This window comes from Bradyrhizobium sp. NAS96.2 (assembly GCF_001908235.1).
GTDB lineage: Bacteria > Pseudomonadota > Alphaproteobacteria > Rhizobiales > Xanthobacteraceae > Bradyrhizobium.
The window spans coordinates 1-17,884 of record NZ_LGHK01000200.1; the positions used below are offsets into that span (position 1 = coordinate 1).

The 17,884-nt window shown below is 64.6% G+C and carries 19 protein-coding genes and 1 tRNA gene; 12 read left to right on the plus strand and 8 right to left on the minus strand.

Annotation, left to right across the window (positions count from 1 at the left end; translation table 11 throughout):
* Positions 1-170: 170 nt before the first annotated feature.
* From ugpB to AC628_RS33895, 3 genes are all read right to left on the minus strand, one after another.
* Positions 171-1,487, minus strand: coding sequence for a sn-glycerol-3-phosphate ABC transporter substrate-binding protein UgpB (ugpB, locus tag AC628_RS33885; protein ID WP_074131065.1), 1,317 nt, complete (start codon positions 1,485-1,487; stop codon positions 171-173).
* 212 nt (positions 1,488-1,699) lie between these two features.
* Positions 1,700-2,905 (minus strand): CaiB/BaiF CoA transferase family protein, encoded by a 1,206-nt coding sequence (locus AC628_RS33890; protein ID WP_074131066.1) that lies wholly within the window; start codon positions 2,903-2,905, stop codon positions 1,700-1,702.
* A 211-nt stretch (positions 2,906-3,116) separates the two neighbouring features.
* The gene (locus AC628_RS33895; RefSeq protein WP_074131067.1) at positions 3,117-3,542 is read right to left on the minus strand and encodes an organic hydroperoxide resistance protein; all 426 of its coding nucleotides are present in this window, start codon (positions 3,540-3,542) and stop codon (positions 3,117-3,119) included.
* 171 nt (positions 3,543-3,713) lie between these two features.
* Between AC628_RS33895 and AC628_RS33900 the strand changes: the two genes are divergently transcribed.
* On the plus strand, positions 3,714-4,175 hold the full coding sequence (locus AC628_RS33900) for a MarR family winged helix-turn-helix transcriptional regulator (protein ID WP_074131086.1): 462 nt from the start codon (positions 3,714-3,716) through the stop codon (positions 4,173-4,175).
* 11 nt (positions 4,176-4,186) lie between these two features.
* Here the strand turns inward: AC628_RS33900 and AC628_RS33905 are convergent, their stop codons facing one another.
* The 3 genes from AC628_RS33905 to AC628_RS33915 form a co-directional block, all read right to left on the minus strand.
* Positions 4,187-4,426: a GIY-YIG nuclease family protein gene (locus AC628_RS33905; protein ID WP_074131068.1), complete on the minus strand. Its 240-nt coding sequence runs from the start codon at positions 4,424-4,426 to the stop codon at positions 4,187-4,189.
* Positions 4,427-4,691: 265 nt separating this feature from the next.
* Positions 4,692-4,767 (minus strand) — tRNA-Ala (locus tag AC628_RS33910).
* 109 nt (positions 4,768-4,876) lie between these two features.
* The gene (locus AC628_RS33915; protein WP_074131087.1) at positions 4,877-5,284 is read right to left on the minus strand and encodes a TIGR02300 family protein; all 408 of its coding nucleotides are present in this window, start codon (positions 5,282-5,284) and stop codon (positions 4,877-4,879) included.
* 146 nt (positions 5,285-5,430) lie between these two features.
* On the opposite strand from AC628_RS33915, the gene aroA reads away from it, so the two are divergent.
* Together aroA and cmk are read left to right on the plus strand one after the other, a co-directional pair.
* On the plus strand, positions 5,431-6,768 hold the full coding sequence (gene aroA / locus AC628_RS33920; RefSeq protein ID WP_074131069.1) for a 3-phosphoshikimate 1-carboxyvinyltransferase: 1,338 nt from the start codon (positions 5,431-5,433) through the stop codon (positions 6,766-6,768).
* The gene (cmk, locus tag AC628_RS33925; RefSeq protein ID WP_074131070.1) at positions 6,765-7,394 is read left to right on the plus strand and encodes a (d)CMP kinase; all 630 of its coding nucleotides are present in this window, start codon (positions 6,765-6,767) and stop codon (positions 7,392-7,394) included. Before aroA ends, cmk begins: the two co-directional genes overlap by 4 nt.
* Before the next feature lie 93 nt (positions 7,395-7,487).
* Here the strand turns inward: cmk and AC628_RS44445 are convergent, their stop codons facing one another.
* On the minus strand, positions 7,488-7,661 hold the full coding sequence (locus AC628_RS44445) for a hypothetical protein (protein WP_168193512.1): 174 nt from the start codon (positions 7,659-7,661) through the stop codon (positions 7,488-7,490).
* A 503-nt stretch (positions 7,662-8,164) separates the two neighbouring features.
* On the opposite strand from AC628_RS44445, the gene rpsA reads away from it, so the two are divergent.
* From rpsA to trpB, 6 genes are all read left to right on the plus strand, one after another.
* A complete protein-coding gene (gene rpsA, locus AC628_RS33930) occupies positions 8,165-9,874 on the plus strand; it encodes a 30S ribosomal protein S1 (RefSeq protein WP_074131071.1) in 1,710 nt (569 codons plus the stop codon).
* A 360-nt stretch (positions 9,875-10,234) separates the two neighbouring features.
* Positions 10,235-11,212, plus strand: coding sequence for a signal peptide peptidase SppA (sppA, locus tag AC628_RS33935; protein WP_074131072.1), 978 nt, complete (start codon positions 10,235-10,237; stop codon positions 11,210-11,212).
* 174 nt (positions 11,213-11,386) lie between these two features.
* Entirely contained in the window at positions 11,387-11,716 is a 330-nt protein-coding gene (locus AC628_RS33940; RefSeq protein ID WP_050426527.1) for an integration host factor subunit beta, read from the plus strand.
* Positions 11,717-11,799: 83 nt separating this feature from the next.
* On the plus strand, positions 11,800-12,186 hold the full coding sequence (locus AC628_RS33945; protein ID WP_021082607.1) for a LapA family protein: 387 nt from the start codon (positions 11,800-11,802) through the stop codon (positions 12,184-12,186).
* A 75-nt stretch (positions 12,187-12,261) separates the two neighbouring features.
* Entirely contained in the window at positions 12,262-12,921 is a 660-nt protein-coding gene (locus AC628_RS33950) for a phosphoribosylanthranilate isomerase (RefSeq protein ID WP_074131073.1), read from the plus strand.
* On the plus strand, positions 12,918-14,135 hold the full coding sequence (trpB, locus tag AC628_RS33955) for a tryptophan synthase subunit beta (protein ID WP_074131074.1): 1,218 nt from the start codon (positions 12,918-12,920) through the stop codon (positions 14,133-14,135). Before AC628_RS33950 ends, trpB begins: the two co-directional genes overlap by 4 nt.
* A 79-nt stretch (positions 14,136-14,214) precedes the next feature.
* On the opposite strand, the gene AC628_RS33960 is transcribed toward trpB, so the two are convergent.
* On the minus strand, positions 14,215-14,559 hold the full coding sequence (locus tag AC628_RS33960) for an endonuclease domain-containing protein (RefSeq protein ID WP_074131075.1): 345 nt from the start codon (positions 14,557-14,559) through the stop codon (positions 14,215-14,217).
* A 72-nt stretch (positions 14,560-14,631) separates the two neighbouring features.
* Between AC628_RS33960 and trpA the strand changes: the two genes are divergently transcribed.
* The 3 genes from trpA (at position 14,632) to AC628_RS33975 (ending at position 17,854) form a co-directional block, all read left to right on the plus strand.
* On the plus strand, positions 14,632-15,468 hold the full coding sequence (gene trpA, locus AC628_RS33965; protein ID WP_074131076.1) for a tryptophan synthase subunit alpha: 837 nt from the start codon (positions 14,632-14,634) through the stop codon (positions 15,466-15,468).
* A 104-nt stretch (positions 15,469-15,572) separates the two neighbouring features.
* Entirely contained in the window at positions 15,573-16,514 is a 942-nt protein-coding gene (accD, locus tag AC628_RS33970; protein WP_050629029.1) for an acetyl-CoA carboxylase, carboxyltransferase subunit beta, read from the plus strand.
* A 95-nt stretch (positions 16,515-16,609) separates the two neighbouring features.
* The gene (locus AC628_RS33975; protein ID WP_245321471.1) at positions 16,610-17,854 is read left to right on the plus strand and encodes a bifunctional folylpolyglutamate synthase/dihydrofolate synthase; all 1,245 of its coding nucleotides are present in this window, start codon (positions 16,610-16,612) and stop codon (positions 17,852-17,854) included.
* Positions 17,855-17,884: the final 30 nt, after the last annotated feature.

The window sequence follows — 17,884 nt, forward strand, 5'->3', positions numbered from 1 at the left end:
TTTTGCATGATCTCGGAAGAATTGGCAGGCCGCGCGCTCGCGGCCTGCCGGTAAGCCTAAAGCATGATCCGGAAAAGTGCGAAGCGGTTTTCCGAAAAGATCATGCTCAAACAAGAAGCTAAAGCGCGGTGACGATTCAACCCGAACTCATCGCGCTTTGGCGCATCATGTCAGTGGACGGCGGTCTTTTCAAACTGCCGCAGCATCTGGTTGCCGCGCTCGACGGCGGAGTCCAGCGCCTGCTTGGCGGTCTTCTTGCCGGCCAGCGCCTGCTCGATTTCCTCCGACCACATGTCGCGCAGCTGCACCATGTTGCCGAGGCGCAGACCGCGGGAGTTCTCCGTCGGCTCCTTGTTGGTGAGCTCGAGCAGCGGGGTCTCGAGATAGGGCTGGTCCTTGTAGAAGCCCTCTTCCTTGGCCTTGGCATAGGCCGCCTTGGTGATCGGCAGATAGCCCGAGGCCTTGTGGATCGAGATCTGGCGGTCGGTGTCCGACAGGAAGGTCAGGAACTTGGCCACGCCCTTGTATTCCTCGGCCGACTTGCCGCCCATCACCCAGAGCGAGGCGCCGCCGATGATCGAGTTCTGCGGCGCGCCCTTGACGTCGGGATAATACGGCATCGGGGCTGCGGTGAAGTTGAACTTGGCCTGCGCCTTGACGTTGCCGAAGAACGCCGACGAGGTCAGGTAGATCGGGCATTCGCCGGAGGTGAAGCGGCCTTCGCCGGTGTTGGTGCGACCGGCATAGTCGTAGGTCTTGTCCTTCTGCAGCTCGACCAGGTTCTCGAGATGCTTGACCTGCAGCGGGCCGTTGAATTCGAGCACGGTGTCGAAGCCGTCGAGACCGTTAGCCTTGCTGGCGAGCGGCACGTTGTGCCACGCCGACAGCTGCTCGAGATTGACCCAGGTGACCCACGAGCCGGAGAAGCCGCAGGTATTGTAGCCTGCGGCCTTCAGCTTCTTGGCGTCCTCGAACACCTGCGGCCAGGTCTTCGGGATCTCGGCGATGTTGGCCTTCTTCAGCGCGTCGAGATTGACCCACATCACCGTCGACGACGAGTTGAAGGGAAACGACAGCATCTCGCCCTTCGAGGTCGAGTAGTAGCCGGTGATCGCGGGCAGATAGACGCTCGGATCGAACTTCTCGCCGGCGTCGGCCATCAGCTTGTAGACCGGTTTGACGGCGCCGGTGGCGGCCATCATCGTCGCGGTGCCGACTTCGAACACCTGCATGATGTGCGGCGCGTTGCCGGCGCGGAAGGCGGCGATGCCGGCATTCATGGTGTCGGCGTAGCCGCCCTTGTAGGTCGGGATCACCTTGTAGTCGGACTGCGAGGCGTTGAAGTCGCTGGCCAGCTTGACGATGACGTCATTGTTGGCGCCGGTCATCGCGTGCCACCACTGAATCTCGGTTACCGCAAATGCAGGCGACGCGAATGCGAGCGTAGCAGCGGCTACAGCAGCAGCGCCTAATCGTCGGAAAATCATCAAAAGCCCCTCCCGGTTGGAACGTCATCTTTCGTTGCGCGCGTTATCAGCGCCGGATGACGTTCAAATGACCGTATAAACGAAAGCCATGGTAGGGGGGAAGCCGAAGCAAAGGGAAGCGGTAAAAAAGGCGGAGATCGCAGCCGGCTCCGTGCGGTGCAACGCCGGACGCGACGTTGCACCGCAGGGTGGTGTGCTTTCTGGCGTTTGGCCTAGCGCTTGCGCTGCGGACCGCAGACCACGCCCTTGTCGAGGAGGCCGTTGATCTCGTCCCTGGAGTAGCCGAACTCGCCGAGCACCTCCGCAGCGTGCTGGCTGAACTTCGGCGGCGTTCGGCGCAGGCTCGGCTTGGTGCGTTCGAGGCGGATCGGCGAGGCGACGCCCTTGTACCAATCCTTCTCGATGACGTCGCCGCGGTGGATGGTGTGCGGGTTGGTCAGCGCCTGATCGATCTTCTGCACCGGGCCTGCCGGCAGGCCGGCGGCGAGCAGCCGGTTGCACAACGGCTCGGCCTCATGCTGGCTGAACACCGCGGCCAGCTCGGCCCGCAGCGCATCGCGGTTGGCGATGCGGTCCTTGTTGCGGGCAAAGCGCGGATCGGTGCCGAGCTCGGGCTTGCCGATCTCCTTGGCGAGCTTGCGGAAGGTGCCGTCATTGCCGACGCCGATGAAGATGTTGTCGGTCTTGGTCGGGAAGATCGCGTAAGGCACGAGATTTGGATGCTCGTTGCCGGTGAGCGACGGCGGCTTGCCATGCATGAAGTAGTTCGCGGTGTGCGGATGCATGATCGCAAGGCCGGTCTCGTACAGCGTGGTCTCGATGAACTGGCCGAACCCCGAGCGCTGCCGCTCCGACAATGCCATCAGGATGCCGATCGCCGCATAGAGCCCGGTCGTGATGTCGACCAGCGGCACGCCGATGCGCATCGGGCCGCTCTCCGGCGAGCCGGTGGCTGCGATCATGCCGGTCATCGCCTGGATGATCGCGTCATAGCCGGGATTGCCGCCGCGCGGGCCGTCGGCGCCGAAGCCGGAGATCCGGCAATGCACGAGGCGCGGAAACTTCGCGCGCAGCACGTCGTTGCCGATGCCCCATTTGTCGAGCGTGCCCGGCTTGAAGTTCTCGATCAGCACGTCGGCGGTCTCGAGCATCTTCATCAGCACCACGCGTCCGCCTTCGGAGGCGAGGTCGAGGCCGATCGAGCGCTTGTTGCGGTTGATGCCGACGAAATAGGCCGCGTCTTCCTCATGGAAGGGAGGGCCCCAGTCACGCACCTCGTCGCCGGCGGGCGGCTCGACCTTGATCACGTCGGCGCCGTGGTCGGCGAGGATCTGGGTGCAATACGGGCCGCCGAGCACGCGCGTCAGATCGATCACGCGCAGTCCGGTCATCGCGCCCGTTGCCGCTGGGGTATTCATGGAAGCAACCTTCGCTCAGTTGGGATCGAAAACGAGGGTCCCAGAGCTAACGGTGTTCGGGCGAGGCAGCAATGCTCTCATCGGCGCAGGCCCATGCAGCAGGCGGCGCTGCGTTCGCCAAGCGAACCGGTAAGAGCGAACCGGCATCGCACATGCAAACAAAATAGTCCGCCACGCGGGAAGGCGTGGCGGACCATTGGCAGACGAAGAATTAGACGACGCTCAGCTTGACGTCGACATTGCCGCGAGTCGCGTTGGAATAGGGGCACACATGGTGGGCCTTCTCGACCAGCGCTTCGGCCTCAGTGCGGGACAGGCCGGGCAGCGAGACGGCGAGGTCGACGGCGAGGCCGAAGCCGCCTTCCGAGCGCGGGCCAATGCCGACCGTCGAGGTCACCGACGCATCGGCGGGAACCTTGGGGCCGCCCTGCGAGGCCACGAACTTCATCGCGCCGATGAAGCAGGCGGCATAGCCCGCCGCGAACAGCTGCTCCGGATTGTTGCCGGCGCCACCGCCGCCGCCGAGTTCCTTCGGGGTGGTGAGCTTGACGTCGAGCGCGCCGTCGAGCGTTGCCGCATGGCCGTCGCGGCCGCCGGTTGCCTTGGCGCTGGTCTTGTAGAGCACGTTCACAGACATCGCAGTCTCCCTTGGTTGGGGCTTGGGTTTGAATTCGACGGTCTATGTATTGCACTCAATTGAATTGTGCACAATATAAATTATGCGGCCTCACATTTAATTGTTCGCAATTGAATTCGCGGTCCCGTGAGCCCAGAATGACCCGGAAACGAGATGGATTCGATGGGAATCATGGTCAGGAAACAGACGGCGGCGGATCAGGCGTTGCGGCTCGATAACCAGATCTGCTTTGCGGTCTATTCGACCGCGCACGCCTTCAACCGCGTCTACAAGCCGCTACTCGATCGGCTCGGGCTGACCTATCCGCAGTATCTCGTGATGCTGGCGCTGTGGGAACGCGACGACGTGCCGGTGAAGCATCTCGGCGAGCGGCTGTTCCTGGATTCCGGCACGCTGACACCGCTACTGAAGCGGCTGGAAGCAGCCGAACTGATCAGGCGGACCCGCAGCACCGAGGACGAGCGGGTGGTGCTGATCGCGCTGACGCCGCAGGGCCACGCGCTGCGCGAAAAGGCCAAGGCCGTCCCGCAGTCGATCCTCGCGGCGTCGAACTGCACGGTTGGCGAATTGCTGGCGATGAAGGACGAGATCGTCGCGCTGCGCGACCGGTTGAATGCGGTGCTGGGGGAGTAGGGGCGCGACGGCTAGAGGCGCTTTTTGGCGAAGGCGCGGCCGCTGTGGGATTTAAGGTACTTCTCGAATGCCAGCGCTTTGTACTTGTCCGGAAATGCGCAGTACCAGACGAGCTGCCAAGGCATGAATTTTGAGGTGTGTGCGGACTTGCCGGCGTTGTGCTCGGGAATCCGTCGTTTCAGATCCTCGGTGGCACCAACGTATTCCTGATCCGGGAAGTTGATGCTGCGGATGATGTAGACGTACCACATTCGCATCCGCTGGTGTGGGATGGGCATTAGAACCCTTAGCGGTCCGTCTTCGCCCTTCGGGCTACGCCGGACACCACGCTTCGCCCTTCGGGCAACTCGTGGCTGCGCCACGCGTAGCAGGGACAGCTTAGCCTATCGATCGGGAGTGGATTTAGAAAGTGGCGGTTGAACCAGTCCGTCTTCGCCCTTCGGGCTACGCCGGACACCACGCTTCACCCTTCGGGCAACCCGTGGCTGCGCCACGCGTGGCCCGAAGGGCGAAGCGTGGTGGAGCCAGGCGGGATCGAACCGCCGACCTCTTGCATGCCATGCAAGCGCTCTCCCAGCTGAGCTATGGCCCCTTATCCAGTTGGGACGATCCTGGGGGATCAGTCCCGGCCCGCGCGGCCTGGACGACTCGCGCGGCAGCACCGTTGATCATAGATCGGCGCCGATCTCAAGTCTCTTCTATCAAGTCTCTTCGTCGCCGCCGACGTCACCGATAATGTCGGTCACGTCCTCATCGCCCTCTTCCTCGTCGGCGATGAAGGTCGAATCGTCGTCATCATCGTCGTCGATGGTCTCATCGACCTCGATATCGTCCTCGGATTCGGGAACCTGGGCCTTCACCTTGCCGGTGTTCTCCTCGGCATCGGCTTCCTCGAGCGAGACCATTTCTTCGGCCTCGGCGGGCTCCGGCATGTCGGCGGCGGTCGCAGGCGAATTGACGGTGGCGCCACGGCCCCGCGCGGGGGCGATGGGCGCAATCGGCACGACCTCACCGGTGTAGGGCGAAATCACCGGATTCTTGTTGAGGTCGTAGAACTTCTTGCCCGTGGTCGGGCAAATGCGCTTGGTTCCGAGCTCGGACTTGGCCAACGTGGTCATCCCAGAATTTTGCTGAAAAACGGTGCTTCACTTGGCTAGTTGAGCAGCCGCTGTCAATAGCGGTTTGCGCGCAAGTGACGGGCGCGTGACGCGGTGTTGCCTATGTGATACCTGCCGCGGCGCGAGAGGACACAATCTTGGCCCATTCTGACACCCCAACCCCGCTGGAATCACGCACATGCGGCCCGCTGGCCGGCAAGGTCCGCGTTCCCGGCGATAAATCGATTTCCCACCGTGCCCTGATCCTGGGAGCGCTTTCGGTCGGCGAAACCCGCATTTCCGGCCTTCTGGAGGGCGAGGACGTCCTCAACACCGCCAAATCCATGCGCGCGCTGGGCGCCAAAGTGGAGCGGACGGCGCCGTTTGCCTGGTCGGTGTCGGGCGTCGGGGTCGGCGGCTTCGCCCAGCCCTCTGCGCCGCTCGATTTCGGCAACTCCGGCACCGGCTGCCGGCTGGTGATGGGTGCGGTCGCTGGCTGCCCGATCGCGGCCGTCTTCGACGGCGACGCCTCGCTGCGTTCGCGCCCGATGCGCCGGATCCTCGACCCCCTCGAGCTGATGGGCGCCCGGACCAGCGACATCCGCGAGGGCGGCCGGCTGCCGCTGACCCTGCACGGCGCCCGCTATCCGGTGCCGATCGTCTACAAGACGCCGGTTGCCTCGGCCCAGATCAAGTCCGCGGTGCTGCTGGCGGGGCTGTCCGCGCCCGGCATCACCACGGTCATCGAGCAGGAGGCGAGCCGCGACCACACCGAATTGATGCTGAAGCATTTCGGCGCCGAGATCTCCACGGAGAAGGAGGGCAGCCACGGCCGCAGGATCACGCTGAACGGCGAGCCCGAGCTGCACGGCGCCAACGTCGTGGTGCCCGCCGATCCGTCCTCGGCGTCGTTCCCGATCGTGGCGGCGCTGATCGTCGAAGGATCCGACGTCGTGTTCTCCGACGTGATGACCAATCCGCTGCGCACCGGCCTGTTCACCACGCTGCGTGAAATGGGCGCCTCGATCGAGGAGAGCGACGTGCGCGGCGATGCCGGCGAGCCGATGGCGCAGCTGCGCGTCCGTGCCTCGAAGCTGAAAGGCGTCGAGGTGCCGCCGGAACGCGCGCCGTCGATGATCGACGAATATCTGGTGCTGGCGGTTGCGGCTGCGTTTGCCGAAGGCACCACGATCATGCGCGGCCTGCAGGAGCTGCGCGTCAAGGAATCCGATCGTCTCGAAGCGACCGCGGACATGCTGCGCGTCAACGGCGTCAAGGTCGAGGTCTCCGGCGATGATCTGATCGTCGAGGGCCGCGGCCATGTCCCGGGCGGCGGCCTTGTCGCCACGCACATGGATCATCGCATCGCGATGTCGGCGCTGGTGATGGGCTGTGCTGCGGACCGGCCGGTGAAGATCGACGACACAGCCTTCATCGCCACAAGTTTCCCGGATTTCATTCCGATGATGCGCGCGCTCGGAGCTGACTTCGCATGATCATCGCCATCGACGGACCCGCCGCCTCCGGCAAGGGCACGCTCGGCAAGCGGCTCGCCCACCACTACGGCTATCGCCATCTCGACACTGGCGTGATCTACCGCGCGGTGGCCTATGCGATGATGGCACAGGGCGCCGACCTCAACGACGAGGCGCTGGCGGTTGCCGTCGCGCTCGAGCTCGATCCCGAGAAATTCGGCAATCCGATCCTGAAGACCCAGAAGGTCGGCGAGGGCGCCTCGGTCGTCTCGGCCTTTCCCAAGGTGCGCGAGGCGCTGGTCAACTTCCAGCGCCAGTTCGCCGCCGATCCGCCCGGTGCGGTGCTGGATGGGCGCGACATCGGCACGGTGATCTGCCCGGATGCGGACGTGAAGATCTTCGTGGTCGCCGACCCCCGCGTGCGAGCGCGGCGGCGCACTTTGGAAGCCCGTGCCCGCGGCGAGGACGCCGATGAGGAAGCGGTGCTCGCCGACATCCTCAAGCGCGACGAGCGGGACAAGAACCGCACCGTTGCGCCGTTGCGGCCTGCCGCGGACGCCCACACGCTGGACAATTCCAATCTCGACATCGAGGCCGGCGTCCGCGCCGCCATCGCGATCGTCGAGGCGGCGCGCGCCCGGCGCTGATCCGGCAAGGCTGGACAACAACAAGGCTGCACAACAAAAAGCGCGATGACCGAGGTCATCGCGCTCCGGGCCGGCGAGCGGCGGCTGGATCGATCAGTCCTTGGACCAGTAGCGATCGAACGGCAGTTCCTGTTCGGCCATGGTCAGCAGCGGCTGCGCCGCCCGGGCGGCAGCCTCGGGCCCGGCCGATACGGTGCCGGGTATCGCGGCGACGGCATTTCCAAACGTCAGGACGGCAAAAGCCGCCAGCACCATAAAGCTTTTCATTGGTAATCCCCCTGTTCTTAACGGTGCCATCGTAAGGGGCAGACCGCTTAAGGGCGGGTTCCAGCCATGCCCACCCGCGCCGCATTTCGCGCGATGCGGTCAACAAGGCGTTGCAGCGCTGCGCGGGCGTGATCAGCCTTAAGCGCCCGTAAATCGGGCGTTTCCGGCTTGCCCAAAATGGCCGCCGGGGCTATATCAGCGCCGTTCGGAGCACCATCGACCCTGTCGAGGCCGTGTCCGAGCGGGCCGGCGCCGGGTTTGAGCCATCCTCAAGCAAAACTGACGCCGCATCTGGAGGAACGCCCGCTCCCAGGTCTTGCAGTCGATATTTTCTTAAATCACGCTCCGGAAACTTCAAACGTACCGAACGTGCAGTCTTGCTGCCGGCCCGCTGTTGCACCTCCTGCAATGAGCGGTCGTCAGGGTTTGCGGAACCCTGACACTTCACGCGCGGTGCGCCCATCAACCCGAATGGCCGGCGAGATCCCGCATCTGGAGAACAAATGGTTTCGAATTCTGCGTCTTCCTATACTCCCACCCGCGACGATTTCGCGGCGATGCTTGATGAGTCCTTTGCCGGCGGCAATCTGCAGGAAAGCTCGGTCATCAAGGGCAAGGTGGTTGCAATTGAGAAGGACATGGCCGTCATCGACGTCGGCCTGAAGACCGAAGGCCGCGTCGCGCTGCGCGAATTCGCCGGCCCCGGCCGCGAAAGCGACCTGAAGGTCGGCGACGAAGTCGAGGTGTTCCTCGACCGGATCGAGAATGCGCTCGGTGAAGCCGTGCTGTCGCGCGACAAGGCGCGCCGCGAGGAGAGCTGGGGCAAGCTCGAGAAGGCGTTCCAGAACAACGAAAAGGTCAACGGCGTCATCTTCAACCAGGTCAAGGGCGGCTTCACGGTCGACCTCGACGGTGCAGTGGCCTTCCTGCCGCGCTCGCAGGTCGACATTCGTCCGATCCGCGACGTTGCGCCGCTGATGAACAACTCGCAGCCGTTCCAGATCCTCAAGATGGACCGCCGCCGCGGCAACATCGTGGTGTCGCGCCGCACGGTTCTCGAAGAGACCCGCGCCGAGCAGCGCCAGGAGCTGGTGCAGAACCTCGAAGAGGGTCAGGTGATCGACGGCGTGGTCAAGAACATCACCGATTACGGTGCGTTCGTTGATCTCGGCGGCATCGACGGCCTGCTGCACGTGACCGATATCGCCTGGCGCCGCGTCAACCACCCGACCGAGGTGCTGACCATCGGCCAGACGGTGAAGGTCAAGATCATCAAGATCAACCACGAGACCCACCGCATCTCGCTCGGCATGAAGCAGCTGCTGGATGATCCGTGGCAGGGCATCGAAGCCAAGTACCCGCTGGGTGCCCGCTTCACCGGCCGCGTCACCAACATCACCGACTACGGCGCGTTCGTCGAGCTCGAGCCGGGCATCGAAGGCCTGATCCACGTCTCCGAGATGTCGTGGACCAAGAAGAACATGCACCCCGGCAAGATCGTTTCGACCTCGCAGGAAGTCGAAGTGCAGGTGCTCGAAGTCGATTCCGTCAAGCGCCGCATCTCGCTCGGCCTCAAGCAGACCATGCGCAATCCCTGGGAAGTCTTCGTCGAGAAGTTCCCGGTCGGTTCGGCGGTCGAGGGCGAGGTCAAGAACAAGACCGAGTTCGGTCTGTTCCTGGGTCTTGAGGGCGACGTCGACGGCATGGTCCATCTCTCCGACCTCGACTGGAAGCTTCCGGGCGAGCAGGTCATCGACAACTTCAAGAAGGGCGACATGGTCAAGGCCGTGGTGCTCGATGTCGATGTCGAGAAGGAGCGCATTTCCCTCGGAGTCAAACAACTTGAAGGCGACCCCTTCGCCGAGCCGGGCGACGTCAAGAAGGGCGCGGTCGTGACCTGCGAAGTGCTCGAAGTGAAGGAAAGCGGCATCGAGGTCCGGATTTCGGGCACCGAGTTCACCACCTTCATCAAGCGGTCCGAGCTGGCCCGCGATCGCAACGACCAGCGCGCCGAGCGTTTCGCCGTCGGCGAGAAGGTCGATGCCCGCGTCATCCAGTTCGACAAGAAGGCCCGCAAGGTGCAGGTCTCGATCAAGGCACTGGAAGTTGCCGAAGAGAAGGAAGCCATCGCGCAGTACGGCTCCTCCGATTCGGGAGCGACGCTTGGCGACATCCTCGGCACCGCGCTGAAGAACCGCGCCACCGACAAGTAAGCGTTCGCTCAGCCGACGCGATCAATCAGGCCCCGGCGAAAGCCGGGGCCTTTTCGTTTGAGTGGCTACAGGTTGTTTGAGTGGCTACAGGCCTGTCTTCCCCTTCCCCCTGAAAGGGGGAAGGTTGGGATGGGGGTCGGCCACAGGCGACGCTCTCTGCGGAGAGAGCAGATCCCCACCCGCTTTGCTCTCGCGAGCAAAGCGACCTCCCCTTTTCAAGGGGAGGTGGAGATACAGCGCGGATTTGGCGGGCCTTGTTTTCTTCATATTGCGTCGCAATTGATGTATTTGGCTAAGCTGATAGTGACGCTGCGACTGCAAAACGCGCGGACTTCGCGCTGACCATTTCTGGAGAGACCGATGTCGCTGGATTCGGACGTGATCGTCGACCGTCGTCGTATCAGGCGCAAGCTGACGTTCTGGCGCGTTGCCGCTGCGGTCATCGCAATCGCTGCCATCGTCGGCGTGGGCGTGGTGGCCGCCGGCGGACGCGGCACCTTCTCCACATCGAACACGATCGCGCGGATCAATATCGACGGACTGATCCGCAGCGACCAGCAGCGCGTCGAGGCGCTGGAACGGCTCGGCAAGTCCAGCTACGCGGCGGTTGTCGTGCACATCAATTCGCCCGGCGGCACCACCGCCGGCTCCGAACAGCTCTACGATTCGCTGATGCAGTTGAAGGCGAAGAAGCCGCTCGTCGTCGTGGTCGAGGGGTTGGCCGCCTCGGGCGGCTACATCACCGCGATCGCGTCCGATCATATCGTCGCCCAGCAGACCTCGCTGGTCGGTTCGATCGGCGTGCTCTTCCAGTTTCCCAACGTTTCCGAATTGCTCAAGACCGTCGGCGTGAAGATGGAGGAGATCAAGTCCTCCCCGCTGAAAGCGGCGCCCAATGGCATGGAGCCGACCAGCCCGGAGGCCCGCGCCGCGATCGAGGGGCTGGTCAAGGATTCCTATGCCTGGTTCCGTGGATTGGTGAAGGAGCGGCGCGGCATGGACGATGCGCTGCTGGAGAAGGTCGCGGATGGACGCGTCTTCACCGGCCGGCAGGCGGTCGATCTCAAGCTGGTCGATCAGCTTGGGGATGAGAAGACCGCGATCGCCTGGCTGGTTGCGGAGAAGAAGGTCAAAAGCGACCTGCCGGTGCGCAATTACACGCTTAATCCGCGCTTCGGCGACCTGACCTTCCTGCGCACCGCGGCGTCGATGACGCTCGATGCGTTCGGCCTTGGTGCGATCGCGCGGCGGATCGAGCAGGGTGGCGTGGCCCAGGCTGTCGACCGGTTCGGGCTCGACGGCATGCTGGCGCTGTGGGCGCCGGGAGGAACCGACTAGTCGGGTGCGAAACGCGTGATGATCAAGGTATTCCCGCTCTGCGGGAATCGCCGCATGCCCCAATTGGGCTATTTGTCACGCGATTTCACGCCGTCCTAAATCGATTTAGCGTCTTGACAGTGCACGGCATTTTCACGGAAATGGGTTTCCGCAAGAGCCCGGATCCCATTTTCGATGATCAAATCCGAACTTGTTCAGCGTATCGCCGAGCACAACCCGCACCTCTATCAGCGGGACGTCGAGAACATTGTGAATGCGATTCTCGATGAAATCGTCGCGGCGCTGGCGCGTGGCGACCGCGTCGAGCTGCGCGGTTTCGGCGCATTCTCGGTGAAGCATCGCCCGGCGCGTGCCGGCCGCAATCCGCGTACCGGCGAGCATGTGCCGGTCGACCAGAAGAGCGTGCCGTTCTTCAAGACCGGCAAGGAAATGCGCGAGCGCCTCAATCGCGACGAGGCCGAGGCGGGCGCCTCCAAGATCGACGCGCCCAAGGCTGATGCTTAGGGCTGACGCCTGAGCGCCGCCTCCGGCGTTGCCGTGCGGCGGGCGAAGGGCCCGCACTTTCTCCATCGCTGCGAGGGATGGTCATGCGAAAGTTCTTCACGGCAGTGGTCGTCATTCCGCTCGGACTGATCTTCATCATCTTTGCCGTCGCCAACCGTCACTGGGTGACGGTGTCGTTTGATCCCTTCAATTCTGTGACGCCGACGGTTGCGGTCACACTGCCGCTCTTCGTGGTCATCATCGCTTCCGCGATCCTGGGCGTGATCGCGGGCGGTATGGCGACCTGGTTCAAGCAGGGGCGCTGGCGCCGCGCCGCCCGGCAGCACGAGGCCGACGCCCGCCACATCCGCGCCGAGCTCGCCGACCTCAGGGCCGCAGCCTCCCGGGACGACGCGCAGCGCCGCCCGGCAGCGGCCCAACTCGGGTTTTACGGGCCCAATGGGCGAGACAAGCAGGGCGCGACGTTGTAGAACCCGCCCCGTCGGACCAGGGTTCACCCCGGTTCCGGCCGCCCGAAAACCTGTTTTGAGACCCGTTTCGAGACCATGCCCCTGCTCGTCAAAATCTGCGGCCTGTCCACGCGCGAGACGCTCGACGTCGCGCTGGATGGCGGCGCCGACATGGTGGGGTTCGTGTTCTTCCCGCCGTCGCCGCGCCATATCAGCCTCGAGACCGCGCGCGAGCTCGGCAAACAGGCCAAGGGCCGCGCCGTCAAGGTCGCGCTGACCGTCGATGCCGACGATGCGACCATCGAGAACATCATCGAGACGCTGCGGCCGGATATTCTGCAACTGCACGGCAAGGAAACCACCGCGCGGCTGCGTGATCTCAAGCAGAAATTCGGCCTGCCGCTGATGAAGGCGCTGCCGGTCGAGACCGCGGCCGACCTCGCGCCGCTGCCGGGTTATGTCAGCGTCGCCGACCGCATCCTGTTCGACGCCCGCGCGCCGAAAGATGCCACGCGGCCGGGCGGTCTCGGCGCGCCGTTCGATTGGCATGTGCTGGAAAATCTCGATCTCGCGCTGCCCTACATGGTCTCCGGCGGCCTCAACGCCGACAACGTCACTGAAGCCGTCCGCGTCACCCGCGCCGGCGGCGTCGACGTCTCGTCGGGCGTCGAGCGCACGCCCGGCGTCAAGGATCCCGAGTTGATCCGCGCCTTTATCCGCGCCGCACGCGCAACCCAAGAACTGACGGTTCGATGAATCAAAACCTGCCCAATTCATTCCGCAGCGGTCCCGACGAGCGCGGGCATTTCGGTATTTTCGGCGGACGCTTCGTCGCGGAAACGCTGATGCCGCTGATCCTCGATCTGGAAAAGGCCTATGCCGACGCCAAGGCCGATCCGGCGTTCCAGGCCGAGATGAATGTCTATCTGAAGGACTATGTCGGCCGGCCCTCGCCGCTCTATTTCGCCGAACGGCTCACTGAGCATCTCGGCGGCGCCAAGATCTATCTGAAGCGCGAGGAGCTCAACCACACCGGCTCGCACAAGGTCAACAACGTGCTCGGCCAGATCATGGTCGCGCGCCGCATGGGCAAGAAGCGCATCATCGCCGAGACCGGCGCCGGCCAGCATGGCGTGGCGACGGCGACGCTGTGCGCGCGGTTCGGGCTCGAATGCGTGGTCTACATGGGCGCAGTCGACGTCGAGCGGCAGCAGCCGAACGTGATCCGCATGGAGATGCTCGGCGCCAAGGTGATCCCGGTGCAGTCCGGCGCGCGCACGCTGAAGGACGCGATGAACGACGCGCTGCGCGATTGGGTCACCAACGTGCATAACACCTTCTATTGCATCGGCACGGTGGCGGGTCCGCACCCCTATCCGATGATGGTGCGCGATTTCCAGTCGATCATCGGTCACGAGACCCGCAAGCAGATGCAGGAGGCCGAGGGCCGCCTGCCGGATTCGCTGATCGCCTGCATCGGCGGCGGCTCTAATGCGATGGGCCTGTTCCATCCGTTCCTCGACGATCCCTCGGTCGAGATTTTCGGCGTCGAGGCGGCCGGCCATGGGCTGACGCAGCTGCATGCCGCTTCGCTCGCCGGCGGGCGGCCCGGCGTGCTGCACGGCAACCGCACCTATCTTTTGATGGATGCCGACGGCCAGATCGAGGAAGCGCATTCGATCTCGGCCGGCCTCGACTATCCCGGCATCGGCCCCGAGCACGCCTGGCTGCACGAGACCGGCCGCGTGAAGTATCTGTCGGCCACCGACGAGGAGGCGCTGGCCGCATTCCAGCTGCTGTCGCGACTCGAGGGCATCATTCCGGCGCTGGAATCCGCGCATGCGATCGCGAAATTGTCCGAGCTCGCGCCGCAGCGGCCCAGGGATCACCTGATGGTAGTCAACCTCTCGGGCCGCGGCGACAAGGACGTTCCGCAGGTCGGCGACATCTTGAAGGCGAGGCAGAAGTGACGGGCTGGGCACTCCTTCCTTACCTCTCCCCGTCGGGGAGAGGTCGGCTGCGCAGCAGCCGGGTGAGGGGTCTCTCCACTCATTCGAACCGCAGCGATGTTTCGATCGTCTCGAGCACACCCTCGAGATTCTCATACACATCGGTGTTGGTAACCCGCACGACGAGAAAGCCGCAAGCTTCAAGGACTTTGGTCCTGGCCTCGTCGCGTTTCAATTCTGATGACGTCGAATGTGTTGCGCCGTCGACTTCGACGGTCAGTTTGCCGTCGAGCGTGACGAAATCGACGACGTATCGGTCAATCGGGTGCTGGCGACGGAATTTCCATCGCGCTAGCCTACGATTGCGCAGCGCCTGCCAAAGCTTTGCCTCGGCGTTTGTCTGTGATGCGCGGAGGCTTCGCGCTCTTGCTTTGAACCGCTCCATCCCCCTCACCCGGCTGCTACGCAGCCGACCTCTCCCCGGAGGGGAGAGGTATAGCACAGCGACTGTCCAACCATGACTACCCGTATCGACGCGCGTTTCGCCGAGCTGAAGCAGCAGGGCCGCTCCGCCTTCGTCACCTTCGTGATGGCCGGCGACCCCGACGCAAAAACTTCGCTCGACATCCTCAAGGCGCTACCGAAGGCCGGCGCCGACGTCATCGAGATCGGCATGCCGTTCACCGATCCGATGGCCGACGGCCCGTCGATCCAGGCTGCCGGCCTGCGCGCGCTCAAGGGTGGCATGACGTTGCGCAAGACGCTGGCGATGGTCCGCGACTTCCGCAAGGAGGACAACGCCACGCCGATCGTGTTGATGGGCTACTACAATCCGATCTACATCTACGGTGTCGACAGCTTCCTGGCCGATGCCAAGACCGCCGGCGTCGACGGACTGATCATCGTCGACCTGCCGCCGGAGGAAGACACCGAGCTCTGCATCCCCGCGATCAAGGCCGGGCTGAACTTCATCCGCCTGGCGACGCCGACCACCGACGACAAGCGCCTGCCGGCGGTGCTCGCCAACACCTCGGGCTTTGTCTACTACGTCGCGGTCACCGGAATCACCGGCAGTGCCGCGGCCGATTCGAAGGTCGTTGGAGCGGCCGTGGCGCGCATCAAGCGGCACACCGCGCTGCCGGTCTGTGTCGGCTTCGGCATCCGAACTCCGGAAGCGGCGCGTGCGATCGCCGAGAACGCCGATGGCTCCGTGGTCGGCACCGCGCTGGTCGACGCCCTAAAGGGCAGCCTCGATGCCGAAGGCCGCGCCACGCCGAAGACCGTGAGCGCGGTGGCGGACCTGGTGTCGGTGCTGGCCCAGGGGGTCCGGGGCGCCAAGCAGGCCGCTGAATAAGCCACATTTTGCGGCAACAAGGCCGCAAACGGCGGCTTGCCGGGTTCGCCCGGCCCGCCATATATCCAGCTGGTGCGGGACCGACCCGCATTTCGGAGCGAACCATGAACTGGCTCACCAACGTCGTCCGGCCGAAGATCCGCAACATCCTGCGGCGCGAGACGCCGGAGAATCTCTGGATCAAGTGTCCGGATTCCGGGCAGCTCGTATTCTACAAGGACGTCGAGGCCAACCAGTTCGTGATCCCCGGCTCCAACTACCACATGCGCATGGGCGCGGTGGCGCGGCTGAAGTCGATCTTCGACAACGAGACCTGGTTCGACGTCGCGCTGCCCGATGTTGCAGCCGATCCGCTCAAGTTCCGCGACGAGCGCAAATATGTCGACCGCATCAAGGACGCCCGCGCCAAGACCGGGCTGAACGACGCGGTCAAGGTCGGCTACGGCAAGCTCGAGGGCGCCGGCGTCGTGGTCGCGGTGCAGGATTTCGATTTCATGGGCGGCTCGCTCGGCATGGCCGCCGGTGAAGCGATGGTGCGTGGGCTCGAGCTTGCGGTCGAGAAGAAGTCGCCGTTCATCGTGTTCGCCGCTTCCGGCGGCGCGCGGATGCAGGAAGGCATCCTGTCGCTGATGCAGATGCCGCGCACCACGGTCGGCGTGCAGATGCTGCGCGAAGCCCGTCAGCCCTACATCGTCGTGCTGACCAATCCGACCACCGGCGGCGTTACCGCCTCCTATGCGATGCTCGGCGACGTCCAGATCGCCGAGCCCGGTGCGCTGATCGGTTTTGCCGGGGCGCGCGTGATCGAGCAGACCATCCGCGAGAAGCTGCCGGAAGGTTTCCAGCGTGCCGAATATCTCCGCGAGCACGGCATGGTCGACATGGTCGTGCACCGCCACGACATGAAGGCGACGCTGGCCCGGCTGTGCCGCCTGTTCACCAAATCGCCGGCGCTCGAAACCGCATCGAAGCCCGCAACGCCCGTCACCGAGCCGGCCCAGATCGTCACGGCCCCGGAGACGGTGCCGGCCGCGCCGCACGCGTGACCGCAAGCGCCGCCCCATCGCAGGCCTCGTTCGAGGCGTTGATCGCGCGGATATCGGCGCTGCATCCGAAGCGCATCGATCTCAGCCTCGATCGCATGCGCGGCCTGATGGAGCGGCTCGATCATCCCGAGCGCAAGCTGCCGCCGGTGATCCACGTCGCCGGCACCAACGGCAAGGGCTCGACTGTCGCCTATTTGCGCGCGATCCTCGAAGCGTCGGGCCTGCGGGTGCACGTCTTCACCTCGCCCTATCTGGTACGGATCAATGAATGCTACCGGCTCGGCGCCGTCGGCGGCGGCAAGCTCGTCGGCGACGATGAGCTGCGCGCGACGTTTGAGGATTGCGAGCGCATCAACGCCGGCAACGCCATCACCATCTTCGAGATGGAAACGGCGGTCGCGTTCTGCCTGTTCGCGAAGCATCCGGCCGACGTCGCGCTGCTCGAGGTCGGCCTCGGTGGCCGGCTCGATTCCACCAATGTGGTCGAGACGCCGCTTGCTTCGGTGATCACGCCGGTCAGCATGGACCATATGGAATTCCTCGGTGACACGCTGGCCCTGATCGCCGGCGAGAAGGCCGCGATCATCAAGCGCAAGGTGCCGGTGGTGTGTGCCGAGCAGGCGCCGGACGCGATGGCGGTGATCGAGGCCGAGGCGCATCGCATGCGCGCGCCGCTGCATGCGGCCGGCCAGCACTGGCATGTCGGCGTCGAGCGCGGCCGGCTGGTCTATCAGGACGAGCGCGGCCTGCTGGATCTCGCCGCGCCAAAGCTGTTCGGCCGGCACCAGTTCGACAATGCGGGCCTCGCGATCGCGACCCTGCGCGCGATCGATACGTTCAAGTTCAACATCGCCGCCTACGAGGCCGGCATCGTCAATGCGGAATGGCCGGCGCGGATGCAGCGGCTCGTCTCAGGCAGCCTGGTCTGCCAGGGGCCGCAGGGTTCCGAGGTCTGGCTTGATGGCGGCCACAATGCCGAGGGTGGCCGCGTCGCGGCGGCGGCGCTCGGCGATCTCGAGGAGCGGGTGTCGCGGCCGCTGGTCGTGATCGCGGGCATGATGGCCAACAAGGATGCCAATGCCTTCCTCGCCAATTTCGCCGGACTGACGCGCCACATCATCGCGGTCCCGGTGCCCGGCCGCGACAACGGCATGGCGCCGGACAAACTCGCCGATGCCGCGCGGGCGCTCGGCATGCGTGTCGAGATCGCGACCGGCGTCGACACCGCGTTGCAGCGGCTCGCCACGCTGGCCTACGAGGTGCCGCCGCGCATCCTGATCACCGGCTCGCTGTACCTTGCCGGCCCGGTGCTTGCGGCCAACGGCACGCCTCCTGCATGATGCCGCTGACGTAGCCCGGATGGCGCGAGG